This window comes from Vibrio sp. 10N.222.55.C7 (assembly GCF_041473335.1).
Classification (GTDB): Bacteria; Pseudomonadota; Gammaproteobacteria; order Enterobacterales; family Vibrionaceae; genus Vibrio; species Vibrio crassostreae_C.
In genome coordinates this window covers 18,979-35,116 of record NZ_JBFRSC010000055.1, presented here as the reverse complement: position 1 = coordinate 35,116, position 16,138 = coordinate 18,979, and the positions used below count along the sequence as shown (strand labels likewise).

The 16,138-nt window shown below is 45.7% G+C and carries 16 protein-coding genes; 13 read left to right on the top strand and 3 right to left on the bottom strand.

Annotation, left to right across the window (positions count from 1 at the left end; genetic code table 11):
* Nucleotides 1–4 precede the first annotated feature (4 nt).
* Nucleotides 5–976, bottom strand: a complete 972-nt coding sequence (ygfZ, locus tag AB4482_RS18930) for a tRNA-modifying protein YgfZ (RefSeq protein WP_372128437.1) — start codon at nt 974–976, stop codon at nt 5–7.
* 167 nt (nt 977–1,143) lie between these two features.
* On the opposite strand from ygfZ, the gene AB4482_RS18925 reads away from it, so the two are divergent.
* On the top strand, nt 1,144–1,404 hold the full coding sequence (locus tag AB4482_RS18925) for a succinate dehydrogenase assembly factor 2 (RefSeq protein ID WP_004735374.1): 261 nt from the start codon (nt 1,144–1,146) through the stop codon (nt 1,402–1,404).
* Complete coding sequence (locus tag AB4482_RS18920; protein ID WP_324295273.1) at nt 1,352–1,771, top strand: protein YgfX; 420 nt, start codon at nt 1,352–1,354, stop codon at nt 1,769–1,771. Before AB4482_RS18925 ends, AB4482_RS18920 begins: the two co-directional genes overlap by 53 nt.
* A gap of 135 nt (nt 1,772–1,906) precedes the next feature.
* Here the strand turns inward: AB4482_RS18920 and nadB are convergent, their stop codons facing one another.
* On the bottom strand, nt 1,907–3,523 hold the full coding sequence (gene nadB, locus AB4482_RS18915; RefSeq protein WP_017059049.1) for an L-aspartate oxidase: 1,617 nt from the start codon (nt 3,521–3,523) through the stop codon (nt 1,907–1,909).
* A 389-nt stretch (nt 3,524–3,912) separates the two neighbouring features.
* Between nadB and rpoE the strand changes: the two genes are divergently transcribed.
* From rpoE to acpS, 11 genes are all read left to right on the top strand, one after another.
* The gene (gene rpoE / locus AB4482_RS18910; protein ID WP_008223963.1) at nt 3,913–4,491 is read left to right on the top strand and encodes an RNA polymerase sigma factor RpoE; all 579 of its coding nucleotides are present in this window, start codon (nt 3,913–3,915) and stop codon (nt 4,489–4,491) included.
* Nucleotides 4,492–4,517: 26 nt separating this feature from the next.
* A complete protein-coding gene (locus tag AB4482_RS18905) occupies nt 4,518–5,141 on the top strand; it encodes a sigma-E factor negative regulatory protein (protein WP_017063205.1) in 624 nt (207 codons plus the stop codon).
* Nucleotides 5,138–6,100: a sigma-E factor regulatory protein RseB gene (gene rseB, locus AB4482_RS18900; RefSeq protein ID WP_017059047.1), complete on the top strand. Its 963-nt coding sequence runs from the start codon at nt 5,138–5,140 to the stop codon at nt 6,098–6,100. The genes AB4482_RS18905 and rseB overlap by 4 nt, the downstream gene beginning before the upstream one ends.
* Complete coding sequence (locus tag AB4482_RS18895) at nt 6,097–6,567, top strand: SoxR reducing system RseC family protein (protein WP_372181422.1); 471 nt, start codon at nt 6,097–6,099, stop codon at nt 6,565–6,567. Before rseB ends, AB4482_RS18895 begins: the two co-directional genes overlap by 4 nt.
* Before the next feature lie 137 nt (nt 6,568–6,704).
* On the top strand, nt 6,705–8,498 hold the full coding sequence (gene lepA / locus AB4482_RS18890) for a translation elongation factor 4 (protein ID WP_017059045.1): 1,794 nt from the start codon (nt 6,705–6,707) through the stop codon (nt 8,496–8,498).
* Between the two features lie 97 nt (nt 8,499–8,595).
* On the top strand, nt 8,596–9,492 hold the full coding sequence (gene lepB / locus AB4482_RS18885) for a signal peptidase I (RefSeq protein ID WP_017068697.1): 897 nt from the start codon (nt 8,596–8,598) through the stop codon (nt 9,490–9,492).
* A gap of 26 nt (nt 9,493–9,518) precedes the next feature.
* Entirely contained in the window at nt 9,519–10,196 is a 678-nt protein-coding gene (rnc, locus tag AB4482_RS18880) for a ribonuclease III (RefSeq protein WP_017066012.1), read from the top strand.
* On the top strand, nt 10,189–11,160 hold the full coding sequence (gene era / locus AB4482_RS18875; RefSeq protein WP_017059042.1) for a GTPase Era: 972 nt from the start codon (nt 10,189–10,191) through the stop codon (nt 11,158–11,160). The genes rnc and era overlap by 8 nt, the downstream gene beginning before the upstream one ends.
* 102 nt (nt 11,161–11,262) lie before the next feature.
* The gene (gene recO / locus AB4482_RS18870) at nt 11,263–11,991 is read left to right on the top strand and encodes a DNA repair protein RecO (protein WP_019826299.1); all 729 of its coding nucleotides are present in this window, start codon (nt 11,263–11,265) and stop codon (nt 11,989–11,991) included.
* Nucleotides 11,988–12,725 carry a pyridoxine 5'-phosphate synthase gene (pdxJ, locus tag AB4482_RS18865; protein ID WP_017059040.1) on the top strand — a complete coding sequence of 246 codons (738 nt, stop codon included), beginning with the start codon at nt 11,988–11,990 and terminating at the stop codon, nt 12,723–12,725. Before recO ends, pdxJ begins: the two co-directional genes overlap by 4 nt.
* A gap of 69 nt (nt 12,726–12,794) precedes the next feature.
* On the top strand, nt 12,795–13,175 hold the full coding sequence (gene acpS, locus AB4482_RS18860) for a holo-ACP synthase (protein WP_017059039.1): 381 nt from the start codon (nt 12,795–12,797) through the stop codon (nt 13,173–13,175).
* Between the two features lie 125 nt (nt 13,176–13,300).
* On the opposite strand, the gene barA is transcribed toward acpS, so the two are convergent.
* Nucleotides 13,301–16,114: a two-component sensor histidine kinase BarA gene (gene barA / locus AB4482_RS18855; protein ID WP_017059038.1), complete on the bottom strand. Its 2,814-nt coding sequence runs from the start codon at nt 16,112–16,114 to the stop codon at nt 13,301–13,303.
* Between the last annotated feature and the right edge of the window lie 24 nt (nt 16,115–16,138).

The following is a 16,138-nucleotide window of genomic DNA, read 5'->3' as shown; positions in this document are numbered from 1 at the left end:
GTGGTTACTCGTCGTCAAGGCTGTACGGCAGTGGCAGGATATTCCATGTTTGATCAGGCTGCGCGGTCAGTCGCAGCTGAACATCGTCATCAAGGTTGTTTGGCAGTACCATCAAACCAATCGCTCGGTTATCAGCAAATTGATAGACGTTTAATAGTCGGCCTGCGCCACGCCAGTTCTCACCCACACTACGCTCTAGTTCAATTGGGTTCTCTAGAGACAATACTTCTGCTGTCGTTCCTGAAACAATGCGCATCTCACGCTTGTTCATGCCACGGTACTTGGCACGAGCTACCGTTTCTTGACCTGTGTAGCAGCCTTTTGAAAAGCTGATTCCACCAATCGCTTGCAGGTTAAGCGCTTGAGGGATGTGCTCGTTTTGCTCTGCTTTCGATAGGTTAGGCTGAGCATCAAGAATTTCATAATACTGCCAAAGTGCTTCTGATACTTTTTCTGCTGAACTACTTGAGACTAAAGTTGCAGCAACTTCTTCCGTAATAAGCAACGCCCAGCGATTGTCTGAGACTTTAACCGCTGTGCCACCAGAGATAGCACGCACGTTACCTTGGCCTTCTGAAATTGAATCAATATATTGATCCGCAGACGCACCCATCACACCGATAACAACATCTGTCGTTTGCTCGATATCAACCTTAGAGAACACGGCGTATTTTTTGATTTCGACCAGCTCTACTTCAATCGCAGATTTAGGCTGCATGAGTGCGTAACCGCCATTGTGATGGAACAGGCGGAAGATGCTCCATACCTTTCCTTTTGCATCACAGTGCGCGCCTAACGTGGATTCATCATTAGGAAGAGTGACGACATCGCACGTTACTTGACCCTGTAGGTACGACTTTTTGTCATCGCCTATCATGGTAATTGCACTCCAGTCTGATACGTGTGTCATCATCAGTTCTGGAAGCGATTCATTTTGCGTATGAGCGAGTGGCTGAAATATGTTTTTCCAATCCATTTTATCTTTCCTAAGAATTTTATTTGGCTCTATGTTAATCCGGTTCTGTTTCTTTGTCAGCCTAGGTTTTTTTGTGAGCTTAGATAGGGACTGTGACTCACATAGTAGTTGCAGGGCGTATGACTTGTTACACTCCGAGAAAGAAAAATTATAGGTGAGGATAGCCAATGTACACTGCAGAGCAGAAAGCACGAATTAAATGGGGTTGCCGTCGCGGCATGTTAGAACTTGATGTAGTCATCATGCCATTTTTCGAAGAGTGTTTTGATTCATTGCAAGAGCAGGAACAGCGCGAGTTTGTTTCTCTATTAGAGTGTGATGATCCAGATTTGTTTACTTGGGTAATGGGCCACGGACGCAGTGAAAACCTAGGCCATGCATCAATGGTTGATAAAATTGTCGCACACAACCTCAGCAAGGTTCGTTAAGCTTCAGCTTAACCCTTCGTATTCCGCATTATTTGCAAAAGGCACTATTTTTGGGTGCCTTTTGTTTTTCATCGTCCTGTCTTCTATTCCACTTGCCGCCAGCCTTTATTGCTTAGCTTTAATGATCCGCTTGTTCAGAAACAATCATGTGATTCTAAATAGTGTCTATGGGCGTTTTGATTACAGAGAGGATGGTGATATTCGACTCAATGACCGAACTTACCGACTCAAGTCCGTTGATAAGATCTGGGCGCAGTTCTTCGTTAAATTGCAGTTTGAATGTGGGCACTCGGTACTGCTTTGGCGGGACAGCTGTTGCGAGCGAGAATATCGCCATTTTCTGGCGAACTTACAACGAGCGCGCTAGAGAAGCCAAACTATTCGATGAAAGAAAGTATTAGATAAAAGAAAGCGTTAGACAAAAGAAAAGGGAGCACTCGGCTCCCTTTCGTTTAATCATTTTCCGCTGACGGCTAATTCGCTAAGCACGTTTAACCAATTATTATGATTGGCGTTTCTCTGGCGTCAGAATCGTTGGGCCACTGTCTTCTGCAAGTTCAGGGTAATCCAACGTGTAGTGGAGGCCGCGGCTCTCTTTACGTTGCATTGCACAACGAACCATTAGCTCTGCCACTTGTAGCAAGTTACGCAGTTCTAATAGGTTATTCGAAACCTTGAAGTAGCTGTAGTACTCATGAGTTTCTTGTTGCAGCATCTGAATGCGACGCAATGCTCGCTCTAGTCGTTTATCCGTTCGAACAATGCCCATGTAATCCCACATGAATAGGCGCAGTTCGTGCCAGTTGTGTTGAATGATAACTTCTTCATCACTGTTGGTGACCTGGCTTTCATCCCATGCTGGCAGTTCAGCGCACAGTTGAGATTGGTCGATGTTCTCAACGATATCTTTTGCTGCTGCCCATGCGTAAACCACACACTCAAGCAGTGAGTTAGAAGCCATTCGGTTTGCACCGTGTAAGCCGGTGTAGCTCACTTCGCCAATCGCATACAAGTTCGTTAGGTCGGTTTGACCCTGCTTATTCACCATGACACCACCACACGTGTAGTGAGCGGCTGGTACGATAGGGATCGGCTCTTTGGTCATATCGATGCCCAAGTCCATCAAGCGAGTATGGATCATCGGGAAGTGCGCTGTGATGAATTCTTCAGGCTTGTGGCTGATATCAACATACATACAGTCGGCACCCAAGCGCTTCATTTCGAAGTCAATTGCACGAGCAACCACATCACGTGGCGCCAGTTCACCGCGCTCATCGAAGTCCTTCATAAAGCGAGAACCATCTGGACGACGCAAGTAAGCACCTTCACCACGCAGTGCTTCCGTTAGTAGGAAGTTACGCGCTTCTGGGTGGAATAAACAAGTTGGGTGGAACTGGTTGAACTCAAGGTTTGCCACACGACAACCCGCACGCCAAGCGATAGCAATACCATCACCTGAAGAAACATCTGGGTTAGAGGTGTATTGGTAAACCTTTGAAGCGCCGCCTGTTGCTAATACAACAAACTTAGCGCGCACGGTTTCAACATGTTCTTGGTTACGGTTCCAAATGTAGGCACCGATCACCTTGTCTTTTGAACCACCAATCTTATCTTCCGTGATCAAATCCAGCGCATTGTGGCGCTCGAAGATCTCGATATTTGGGTGGTTGTTGACGTTATCTTGTAGTGAGGTTTGCATCGCCATGCCAGTTGCATCGGCAGCGTGCAGAATTCTGCGGTGACTGTGGCCACCCTCACGAGTGAGGTGATATTTTGGTTGGCCTTCTGTGCTGTTCTCATCTTTATCAAATGGAACACCACCATCAATCAGCCATTGCACACACTCTTTCGCATTTTCAGCAATGAATTGAACTGTATCTTCTTCGCATAACCCAGCCCCAGCGATTTGAGTATCCTCTACATGAGACTCAATACTGTCCGACTCATCGAACACCGCGGCGATACCACCTTGTGCGTAATACGTCGATCCTTCGCTGCGTGGTCCTTTGCTTAATACAATTACTTTTGCATGTTCTGCTACGCGTAAGGCTAATGACAAGCCTGCCGCACCACTTCCTACCACTAATACATCACACTGATGTTCACGGTTTGCGTTCATAAAACTTATTAAATCCCGGGCTATAGTCGAGTTGTCCACTCTCAATTGACTTTGTCTTGTTTTAGGAGTTTGGCTAAGACTGTTATAATCTCTCCAGAGTCATCCTTAAACGCTATGCAAAATCAATATATAGACAGCTATCTAGAAATATTTAATTGCTCAATACCATTGCTTTTGCTCAAGTTTCCCCAAATTGATAGGGATAGCTATTTTTATTACATCACATTGTGAAACAATAATGGCAAATAATTTTAAGAAAGTTGGAACTTTCGGTATTTGGCTTAGTCACAATAGTGCTCTTGTAGACGGTGGTGTCAATACTACATTTCGCATAATTAGTACCCATATCTGTGAAGGTGAGGGTTATAACAATAGGAGTACCCGCTCGAATGAACGAGCAGCTAACCGATCAAGTGTTGATTGAGCGAGTTCAGAGTGGAGATAAGCAGGCATTTAACTTACTAGTGGTTAAGTATCAAAACAAAGTTTGTAATCTTATCTCTCGATACGTGAATAATTCCGGTGATGTACCTGATGTAGCACAAGAAGCTTTTATTAAAGCTTACCGCGCGATACCTAACTTTCGTGGCGAGAGTGCCTTCTATACATGGTTATACCGAATTGCCGTGAACACCGCTAAAAATCATATCGTTGCCCAAAGCCGTAGGCCGCCAGCAACCGATGTAGATGCAGAAGATGCAGAATATTACGAAACAGGCAGCGCGTTAAAAGAAATATCGAACCCTGAGAACTTAACGCTGTCTAAAGAATTGAAACAAGTTGTTTTTGGAGCGATTGAAGCGCTACCAGAAGACTTAAAAACTGCAATGACGTTGCGAGAGCTCGAAGGTTTGAGCTACGAAGAGATTGCAGAAGTAATGGATTGCCCTGTAGGAACCGTACGTTCGCGTATTTTCCGAGCTCGTGAAGCGGTGGAAAAGAAAATCAAACCTCTTTTGCAACGCTAGAACTTGTAATAATTATGGTGAAAATAATGGCTGATAAAGAAAAGCTTTCGGCACTCATGGATGGTGAAACGATCGATAAAGCTCTCATTGTAGATCTAGAATCTGATCAAGAAAGCATGGATACTTGGCAGAGTTACCATTTAATTGGTGATGTTATGCGTGGGGATTCGCCAGAAACTCCAGAGTGGAACATTGCTAATAGTGTAGCGGCAGCGCTTGAGAACGAGCCTGCACATGGTTCAATGTCGAACCTGCACCAAGTGAATGTTGAACCTACTGTTGCTCCAATTGAAGAGCAACCTAAACCTCAGCAAGCGAAGCGTCAGCTTCCGGCGTGGTTACAACAGTTTGGACAAGTTGCCGTGGCAGCGTGTGTTTCATTAGCCGTTGTATTAGGTGTTCAACAATATGGTGGTAGCGACCCTGCAGCACCAGAGCAGTTGCCTGTACTCCAGACGATTCCATTTGCCGGTTCTGCGGAACCAGTAAGTTTAACGCGTGACTCTGTTGAGAAACCAGCATCTGAAGCTAACTTGCAAGAGCAGCGCAAACGCGTTCATGCATTGTTAGAAGATTATGAGCTGCAGCTAAGATTAAACAGTGATGCATCGCCAATGCAAGATGCACATCTAGAATCGGACATTGAATGAAGAAAATCCTGGTCAGTGCACTGACACTGTTCAGCTTGATGTCTCCAACAGCCTTTGCAGAGGAAACCACTGCAAAGGCCTTGTTGCATCAAATGAACGAGGCCAGTCAGCATCTAAATTACGAACTCTCCTACATTTTGATAAAGAAGAGCAGTATTGAGCCTCTTGTTTATCGCCATGCGGTTAACGACGACCAACAACTTGCACACCTTGTTTATCTAAGCGGCCCTGTTCGTGAAGTCATTCGACGTGGCAACGAAGTTAGCTACATCGAGCCGGGTACAGAGCCATTTACGATTCAGTCAGGCAGCATGGTTGCGCCTGTTATTCCGATGATTAATCGAGATATCGAATCTCTGAATCAGTACTACGACTTTGTGAAAGTTGGTCGCTCTCGTGAAGCAGGTAGCACCACTCAAGTGCTGCGTGTCGTGCCGAAAGATGGCCTTCGCTACTCTTACGTGGTTTGGGTAGACGAAAAAACGAATCTTCCTTTGCGTGCCGACCTTTTGGATCGTGATGGCGAAGTGCTTGAACAGTACCGCACTATCTCTTACGTGGTGAACGATAAGATTGCTGAGGCTATGGGTGGCTTGAGCCAAGCTCAATTGCCGAAAGTTTTATCATTACCGGAAGGCTTAGTGAGTGAAACTAACTGGCAAGCGTCGTGGATTCCTGAAGGGTTTAAATCAAAAGAGCTTAGCCGCTATCAAATGGCTGCGACCGATAAAATGGTTGAAAGTCAGCTTTTCAGTGATGGACTGTTTAACTTTTCGGTTTATATCGCGGAAAAAGATGAGCATTCATTGAAAGGGCAGCTGGTGCGTCAAGGGCGTAGAACCTTGCACAGCTTAGTGATTGGCGATAAAGAGATCTCTGTGGTTGGTGACATTCCGCCGGCAACTGCAAAACGTATTGCTCAGTCAGTTACATTTAATAAATCGGTACAAGCGCAATGATGACCGCGCTGGCGACCGTTAGCTCGGTTGAACAAAAAGGTAAGCAATACTTTGTTCAATTGAGCTGCGAACAACAAACCAGTTGTAGCAGCTGTTCTTCTCAAAAAAACTGCGGTACGGGTATTGTGACCAAGGCTGTTGGCAATAAATCTTTGTTTTGGAAGCTTAAAACCAAAAGCTTAGTCAAAGCTGGACAAATCGTAGAAATTGGCTTTCCAGAAAAAAGCCTACTTCAGTCGGCGGCGATTGTTTATCTCATCCCACTTTTCATGTTGATGATTGGTGCTGGTTTTGGGCAACTCTTGTTACAACCCTTACTCCAGGGGGGCGAGGGCATTGTTATCTTAAGTGCAGCACTGTTTACTGCTGGTGGGATTGCCTTAGCGAAGCGGTTAGCCAAACCCATGGAAGACAAATCCAAGCAAGAAGTCGTCTTGATTCGAATCCTAGGTGAGTCTCTCGTCTAATTTATGATGCTTCTTGCCCTTAAATTGGGTAGAATCTGCCAACTTGATTGAAATGCCGCCACCAATGCTGACTGTAGATTGGACGCGTCGCGGCTTTCTTATTATCCCTATTCAAAGAGTTTAGTCACACCAAGCCTATGAAGCACATTCGTAATTTTTCGATTATCGCCCACATCGACCACGGTAAGTCGACCCTTTCTGACCGCTTAATCCAAGTTTGTGGAGGATTAAGTGAACGTGAGATGGCAGCTCAAGTCCTCGATTCTATGGATATAGAACGCGAGCGTGGTATTACAATTAAAGCGCAGAGTGTGACTTTAGATTACAAAGCTAAAGATGGTGAAACTTACCAACTTAACTTTATCGACACTCCTGGACACGTAGACTTCTCTTACGAAGTATCTCGTTCTCTAGCGGCTTGTGAAGGCGCACTACTTGTAGTGGATGCTGGCCAAGGTGTTGAAGCACAAACTCTAGCAAACTGTTACACAGCAATCGAAATGGAACTGGAAGTAGTGCCAATCTTGAACAAGATTGACCTACCAGCTGCTGAACCAGAACGTGTTGCTGAAGAAATCGAAGAGATCGTTGGCATCGATGCGATGGAAGCGACTCGCTGTTCTGCGAAAACAGGTTTGGGTGTTGATGATGTTCTAGAAAACATCGTGACGGCAATCCCACCACCGGAAGGTGATCCTGAAGCGCCTCTACAAGCGTTGATCATTGACTCTTGGTTCGATAACTACCTTGGCGTAGTTTCTTTGGTTCGTATCAAAAACGGTAAGCTGAAGAAGAACGATAAGATCAAAGTAATGTCGACAGACCAAGTATGGGGTGTTGACCGTCTAGGTATCTTCACGCCTAAGCAAATCGATACTACAGAGCTAAATACTGGCGAAGTAGGTTGGGTTGTTTGTGGTATTAAAGACATCCTAGGTGCACCGGTTGGTGATACGTTGACGCTTGCAAAAGGCGGCAGCACTGAACGTCTACCTGGTTTCCAAAAAGTGAAGCCTCAGGTATACGCTGGTCTATTCCCTGTATCATCTGATGACTACGAAAACTTCCGTGACGCGTTAGGCAAATTAAGCCTGAACGATGCATCACTGTTCTTTGAACCAGAAAGTTCAGCAGCACTTGGTTTTGGTTTCCGTTGTGGCTTCTTAGGAATGCTTCACATGGAGATCATCCAAGAGCGTCTAGAGCGTGAATACGACCTAGACCTAATCACAACTGCTCCAACAGTAGTGTATGAAGTTGTAAAAACAGATAAAACGGTTCTTTACGTTGATAGCCCGGCTAAACTGCCAGCGGTTAATGACCTAGAAGAAATTCGTGAGCCAATTGCACGCTGTAATATTCTGGTACCTTCGGATTACCTAGGTAACGTAATCACACTGTGTGTTGAGAAGCGTGGCGTACAAGTAGACATGGTCTACCACGGTAACCAAGTTGCTGTGACGTACGATCTTCCTATGGCAGAAGTAGTTCTAGACTTCTTCGACCGTCTGAAGTCAACGTCTCGCGGCTATGCATCATTGGATTACAACTTCCAACGTTACGAGCCATCAAACATGGTACGTGTAGACGTACTGCTGAATGGCGAAACAGTTGATGCACTAGCTATCATTACGCACAAAGATATTGCTCAGTCTCGTGGTCGTCTACTGGTAGAGAAGATGAAAGAATTCATCCCTCGTCAGATGTTCGATATCGCGATTCAAGCAGCGATTGGTAACCACATCATTGCTCGTTCTACAGTGAAACAACTGCGTAAGAACGTAATCGCAAAATGTTACGGTGGTGATATCAGTCGTAAGAAGAAACTTCTTAAGAAACAAAAAGAAGGTAAGAAGCGTATGAAGCAGATCGGTAACGTTGAACTGCCTCAAGAAGCTTTCCTTGCAATCCTTCATGTTGGCAAAGATTAACTTTATCCAGCATTAAACGAATAATTGAAAGTGAAAGAGTAGCTCGCTACTCTTTCACTTTCGTTATTTTTAAAGAAATGAAATTTAAGGGATATCAATGGCTAATACATTTTCGCTTATCTTAGTGATCGTAACTCTAGTGACCGGCATTGTATGGGCGTTGGAAAAGTTTGTGTGGGCGAAGAAGCGCCAGCAAAAGCTTGCTGACGTTGAAGCACAATCGAATGGCCTAGACGCTGAAACTAGCGCAAAAGTTACGGCTCAACCTTGGTGGGTTGAGAACAGTGTGTCCATTTTCCCGGTAATTGCATTTGTTTTGGTTCTGCGTTCATTTATTTATGAACCGTTTCAAATCCCTTCTGGCTCGATGATGCCAACGCTTTTGGTTGGTGACTTCATCTTGGTAGAGAAGTACGCGTACGGTCTAAAAGACCCAGTATGGCGCACTCAACTGGTAGAAACGGGCAAGCCAGAGCGTGGTGATTCAATCGTATTTAAGTACCCACCTCAGCCTAACATCGACTACATCAAGCGTGTTGTTGGTATGCCAGGTGACACCATTCGCTACAGCAGTCGTAAAGAGATCTGCATTCAGGCGAAGGGTACAAGTAGCTGTGAACCAGTGAAACTAAGTAATGTTGAAGAGAGCCAATTTATTCAAGATGGTGTGCCTCTGATTCAGCTGAACGAACAGCTTGGAGACGTAGAACACCAGATTTTAGTTAACCCATTGCGCCGCGATCGTGTGCAAGCATATCAGCCTCGCAATGGTGTTAACGAATGGGTCGTTCCAGAAGGCCAGTACTTTGTGATGGGTGATAACCGTGACAACAGTGCCGATAGCCGTTACTGGGGCTTTGTCCCTGAAGCAAACCTTGTTGGTAAGGCCGTTGCTATTTGGATCAGCTTCGAATTCGAACGCGGTTCAGACAGTGTACTTCCAACATGGATTCCTACTGGTGTGCGTTTTAATCGCATCGGTGGGATTCATTAATCGATCACATAACACATCGAGAGAGCATGAATTCTCCAATTGATAAACTAGAGAGAAAGATTGGCTATCAGTTTAATGATGCCGATCTTATCCACTTGGCGCTGACTCACCGCAGCGCCGCAGGTAAACATAACGAACGTCTTGAGTTTCTGGGCGATTCAATTTTAAGTTTTGTTATCGCTGATGATCTTTACCACCGTTTTCCTAAGGTAAACGAAGGTGATATGAGCCGCATGCGCGCAACATTAGTACGTGGTCATACATTGGCAGAACTAGGTCGTGAATTCGAACTAGGAGATTACTTAAAATTAGGTCCAGGTGAGTTGAAGAGTGGCGGTTTCCGTCGTGATTCTATTCTAGCGGATGCGGTTGAAGCGGTCATCGGCGCTGTCTATTTAGATAGTGATACCGAGACGGTTCGCGGCATTATTTTAAGCTGGTACCAATCTCGCCTAGATGCTATTCAGCCTGGAGTATCTCAAAAAGATCCGAAAACTCGCCTACAAGAGTTTTTGCAAGGTCGAAGAAATCCTCTACCTGTCTACACAGTGACTAATATTAAAGGTGAAGCACACAACCAAGAGTTTACGGTTGAGTGTGAAGTGGCAGGTGTGGATAAACCTGTTATCGGTAAAGGCACTAGCCGCCGCAAGGCAGAACAAGCGGCTGCTGAAACAGCATTAGAGCAACTAAGCAATGTCTGATAACAACCAAGATTTCGATATCGATGCATTCTTTTCATCTGATAGCAAAAAAACAGGCCTACCGGAAAACCAACACTGTGGCTTCATCGCTATTGTCGGTCGCCCAAATGTAGGTAAGTCGACGCTTCTGAACCATATTCTGGGTCAGAAGATTTCTATTACATCACGTAAACCACAGACGACACGTCACCGTATTATGGGCGTTGAAACTGAGGGTGATTACCAAGCGATCTTTGTTGATACTCCTGGACTTCATATTGAAGAAAAGCGTGCCATCAACCGCTTGATGAACCGTGCGGCGAACAGCTCATTGAGTGATGTAAACCTAGTATTCTTCCTTGTCGATGGTACTCACTGGACTGACGACGATGAGATGGTTCTGAACAAACTGAAGAAGACTGACTTCCCAGTTGTACTTTGCATCAACAAAGTAGATAACGTTCAAGACCGTACTAACGTGATGCAGCACATGATGGAAGTCTCTAAGAAGATGGACTTCATTGATGTAGTGCCAATCTCAGCGAAGCAAGGTAAAAATATTGATGTACTGCGTAAGCACGTACGTGAACATTTACCTAAAGCGACACACCACTTCCCTGAAGAGTACGTGACTGATCGCTCGCAACGTTTTATGGCCTCTGAAATTATCCGTGAAAAGCTGATGCGCTTTACGGGTGACGAGCTACCTTACTCGGTAACGGTTGAAATCGAACGTTTCGATTACAACCCAGATAACGATGGCTTCCACATCAATGCACTGATTCTTGTTGAGCGTACAGGCCAGAAGAAAATGGTGATTGGTAAAGCGGGCGAGAAGATCAAAACGATTGGTCGTGAAGCGCGTATCGATATGGAAGAGCTATTCGGCCGCAAGGTTTACCTAGAGACTTGGGTCAAGGTTAAATCTGGCTGGGCTGATGATGAGCGTGCACTTCGCTCGTTAGGCTACATCGACGATCTATAATATATTGAACGTCACTTTCTGAGATTAAGAAAGTTGAACTGAAGATAAATCCAAGAGAGAGTGCGAACTCTCTCTTTTTGTATCTGTAATAAGGGTAAGTGATTGAGCGAAGGGTTACAGCGATGCTTTGTGTTGCACCGTCGACCATACAGTGAGTCGAGCCTGATCTTGGACGTCTTCAGCGAAGAGTTCGGTCGGGTGACGTTGATGTCTAAAGGCGCTCGCAGCAAGCGTTCCAATTTGAAAGGTGCATTACAACCTTTTACGCCGCTATTGCTTAAGTGGTCTGGTAATGGTTCGATGAAAACCTTACGCCAAGCTGAACCCATCAGCTTGGGGCTCCCTCTCGCCGGTATTAATCTGTATTCAGGCATGTACGTGAACGAGCTTATCGGTCGGGTATTGATGGCGGAAGTACCGATGCCTGCACTTTTTCACGACTATCTTCATGCTTTAACAGAGCTGGCGCATAATGATAATCCTGAGCCAGCACTGCGTCGCTTTGAGCTGGCTCTATTATCTGCTATGGGTTACGGCGTCGACTTTTTACACTGCGCGGGCACTGGCGAAGCGATTGATCCGAGCATGACTTATCGCTATCGAGAGCAGAAAGGTTTCATCGCTTCAGTACGTCGAGATAACCTGACTTTTATGGGCGATGAACTTATTGCAATCAGCGAACGTAGGTTTATCACTAAAGAGCAGTTAAAAGCGGCAAAACGCTTTACACGCATAGCCTTAAAGCCGTATCTTGGCGGCAAACCATTAAAAAGTAGAGAGCTATTTATGCCAACAATAGCCCTCTCCAGAGCACGGAGTATTGGAAAATGAGCTCAATCCTTTTAGGCGTTAATATCGACCATATTGCAACACTACGTAATGCACGTGGTACTAAATACCCAGATCCAGTACACGCAGCTGAAATCGCTGAACGTGCTGGTGCAGATGGCATTACTATTCACCTGCGTGAAGACCGTCGTCACATCGTTGATCGCGATGTGCGTATTCTGGCTGAAACACTTCAAACTCGCATGAACTTGGAGATGGCCGTAACGGACGAGATGGTTCAAATTGCACTCGATACTAATCCTGAGTTTGTTTGTCTGGTTCCTGAAAAACGTGAAGAGCTAACCACTGAAGGTGGCTTGGACGTAGTTGGTCAACTAGAGAAGATCAAAGCGGCGACACAAAAACTGTCTGCAGCAGGTATCAAGGTATCTCTGTTTATCGATGCTGACCGTGAGCAAATCGATGCTGCAAAAGCGTGTGGCGCACCGTTCATTGAACTGCACACGGGTCACTATGCTGATGCTAAGACAGAAGAAGATCAACAAGACGAGCTTAAGAAGATCGCAGCAGGCGCAAGCTATGCAGATGACTTAGGTATCACAGTCAATGCGGGTCATGGTCTGACTTACCACAACGTAGCACCGATTGCGGCACTTCCAGAGATCTACGAGCTGAACATCGGTCACTCGATCATGGGACGTGCAGTGTTTGATGGCTTAAACAAAGCCGTTGCAGACATGAAAGCAATCATGGAAACAGCACGTAACAACGCTTAGTTCGGCAAGTCGTCGGCACTAAGCGATGTACAGTTAATCATTAGACAGAAGTTAAGTAGTAGAGGAAACATGGCAGTTGTTGGATTAGGTACAGATATCGCAGAAATCGAACGTGTCGAGAAGGCGCTGTCGCGAAGTGGCGACGCTTTTGCTCAGCGTATTTTGACGGATTCTGAGTTTGAAGTATTCCAACAGTTGAAGCAAAAAGGCCGTTACCTTGCAAAACGTTTTGCTGCTAAAGAAGCTGCATCTAAGGCGTTAGGTACGGGGATTGCGCTGGGTGTTACCTTCCACGACTTTGAGATTTCAAACGATGAGCATGGTAAGCCAGTATTGAGCTTACACAAGAAAGCGCGTGAAATCGCAGAGGCGAATGGCACAACATCGATTCATCTGACTATCTCGGATGAGCGTCACTACGCTGTGGCAACGGTGTTACTCGAATCGTAAACAGATTATCGCGACTTTATATCTAGTGCTCTTGGCTCTAGACAGAAAAAAGCAGAGCTCATGAGCTCTGCTTTTTTATTGGCGGGTAAACCCTCTAAAGAATACTAGTGAGTAACAAGTACCCGCTAGGCCTTCGCCTGTTTCAAGTAGTGAATCGCGGTTGCTTGAACCTTATCTAATTCATCCTGAAGCTCGAAAAGCTCAGGTTCAATGTCTTCAACAGAAGTACCTGAACGCAGCTCTTTCTCTATTGTCGCACATACCGATTTTAGCCTAGGTACGCCGCTGTACGAGCTGCTGCCATGCATCTTGTGAATGATGTGTATCAGCTCTTCAACTGGATAGTCACTGTCTTCTATCGCTTTGTCTGCTGCCTCATACACCTCTGGAATAAAGTCGACGAGCATTTGCAGCATATCGCGTGCGAGGTCTTCTTTATTGGCGGCTTGTTTCATCGCAGCTTGCCAATCAATGATGATGTTTGTGTGCACGCTGGCTTCAGTTTCTGATACCGGACCGTTGTCGACTTCAGCAGAGACCGCTGGGTGGTCTGGATCTATTTTTTCGATGAGCTCAACCTCAGAGGTCGAGCTCCAATGAATCAGAACCTGCTGTAAAACATGCTCTTCAATAGGTTTGGTTAGGTAGTCATCCATGCCCGCTTCAAGCAGTCGATCTCGTTCGCCAATCATTGCATGTGCGGTCACGGCAATTACAGGTGTATTCGCATTGTTCGCCAGTTTTTTGATGTTCTGACAAGCGGTTACACCGTCCATCTGTGGCATTTGAATATCCATGAAGATGATATCAAATGGCGTCTCTGTCGCTTTGTCTATCGCCTGCTGACCACTGGTACAACTGATGACGGTTTCTACACGCTCTTTAAGCAGCGCGGTAATCAACTTAAGGTTGGCTGGGTTGTCGTCTACTGCCATCACAGTAAGCGGTAACTTCTCTTCAGAATGCGTTTCAATCGCTGGTGCAATCAAGGTAGGTGCCTGATTCGATACCAGAGTTTGCAGCAACTTCTTACGAGAAAGAGGCTTGGTGATGCACTGAACATCGACCTCTTTCATTAGTTGCTCACCCAACGCTAGCTCGGTACTTGGTGTACCAATAATCACGTTTTGAGCAATCTTCTTCGCACCGATCGCCCAACCACTCACAGTATCAAATTGATACTCTTGGTTGGCGGCTAGGTTAAGCAGAACGTAGTCATACGAGGTCGTCTCATCTGGCATCACCGAACGATACGTTACCACTAAGCCTTCTTGGGTTAGGATTTGCTGAGTAATCGATGCCGCTTGCATGTTTGGCTCGATAAGCAGCAGTTGTTTGTCTTGCAGACACTGCGTCTCAATCAGCTCTGTCATCGGCATATCAGTCGTTGATAGTCTCAAGGTGAACCAGAAGGTAGAGCCTTGGTGAAGACGACTGGTTAGGCTGATCTCTCCGCCCATTTGGCTGACCAGTTTTTGGGTGATAACCAGACCTAAGCCTGTACCGCCGTAACGACGAGAGATACTTGCATCGGCTTGGCTGAAAGCTTGGAAAAGCTGAGCTTGTTGACGCTCAGAAATACCAATACCCGTATCGCGAACCATGAATTGCAGCTCGATGTTGTCTTCACTTTGTGAGCGAAGCTCAACGCTGATATCAATGTTGCCGCGTTCGGTAAACTTGATTGAGTTACCAACAAGGTTGGTTAGGATCTGCTGAATACGCAGTGGATCGCCCACCACACCTGGCGGTACTTTAGGGTCGATCTTCAGTGTCAGTTCTAGGCCTTTCTCATGAGCGTTGGTTGCTTGAAGGTTTACTACCTCTTCAAGGCTGGCTTGGAATTCAAATGGGATGTTCTCTAGGGCTAATTTACCGGCTTCAAGTTTCGAGAAGTCCAAGATATCGTTGATGATGCTAAGCAGGTTGTTTGCCGAGCGTTCAATGGTTTGTAGGTAATCGGTTTGACTGTTCGATAGGTGAGTCTTGAGCATTTGACGAGTAAAGCCAATCACACCGTTCAGCGGCGTTCTCAATTCGTGAGACATATTCGCTAAGAACTCAGACTTAACACGAGCCGCTTCTTGAGCGCGTTTCTTCGCGATGTCTAACTCAACGTTTTGAATCTCTAGCTGTTCAAGAGTTTCACGCAAATCTGATGTGGCCTGGTCGATACTGTGCTGCATCTCGACGTGATACTCTGATAGCGATACCGCCATCGCATTGATACCGTTTTTCAGCGAGTCTAGCTCACCATGCATCTTACCTTCGATACGCACATCTAGGTGACCTCGACGAATTCGGTCGACCATGTTTTTCATGTGTGTGATCGGTTGAGTGACATCGTGCATTAAGCGGAACGCAAACACGCCCGATAAACCAAGCCCGAGAATCAACACTAAGAATGCAGAGAACACTTCTTGATATTGCTGCAATCGAAGTGATGAAAGATCTAATTCAATCGCAATGTAGCCGATCGCTTGATTAGCTTGAGACTGACCGTTGGCTGAATTGATGTACTGGCCTTCGGCGATGATAGGTGTCCGCAGAATCAGCGTATTATCGAGAAGGTTCGATGAGCTTAAATGCGGGATCGGTTTATCTTTGGGGTAGGTCAGGCTTTCAAAATCGGGGTGGAAGTTTGAGGTTACAAACAACTCATGACGCTCATCAAACACCGCGATACTGCGCACTAGCTTAGAATTCTTTCGATGCGCATAGCTAATAAGCTGACGAACAGACTCTCGACTTTCGAGCTTCATGCCTGATTCACTCGTAATCGCAAGTGGCTCAATGATGCTAGTACCAGTGTTAACCACTTGACCTTCAAGGTCTTGATAGCGGTTAAATGAGAAAAATGCACTCAATAGCAACCCAATAATCAGGGTTGGAGCTAGAGTTAAGGTAATTACACGGGCTCTTAAGCCATATCTGGTCATGTTCTTTAATTACATCGAGGTCTG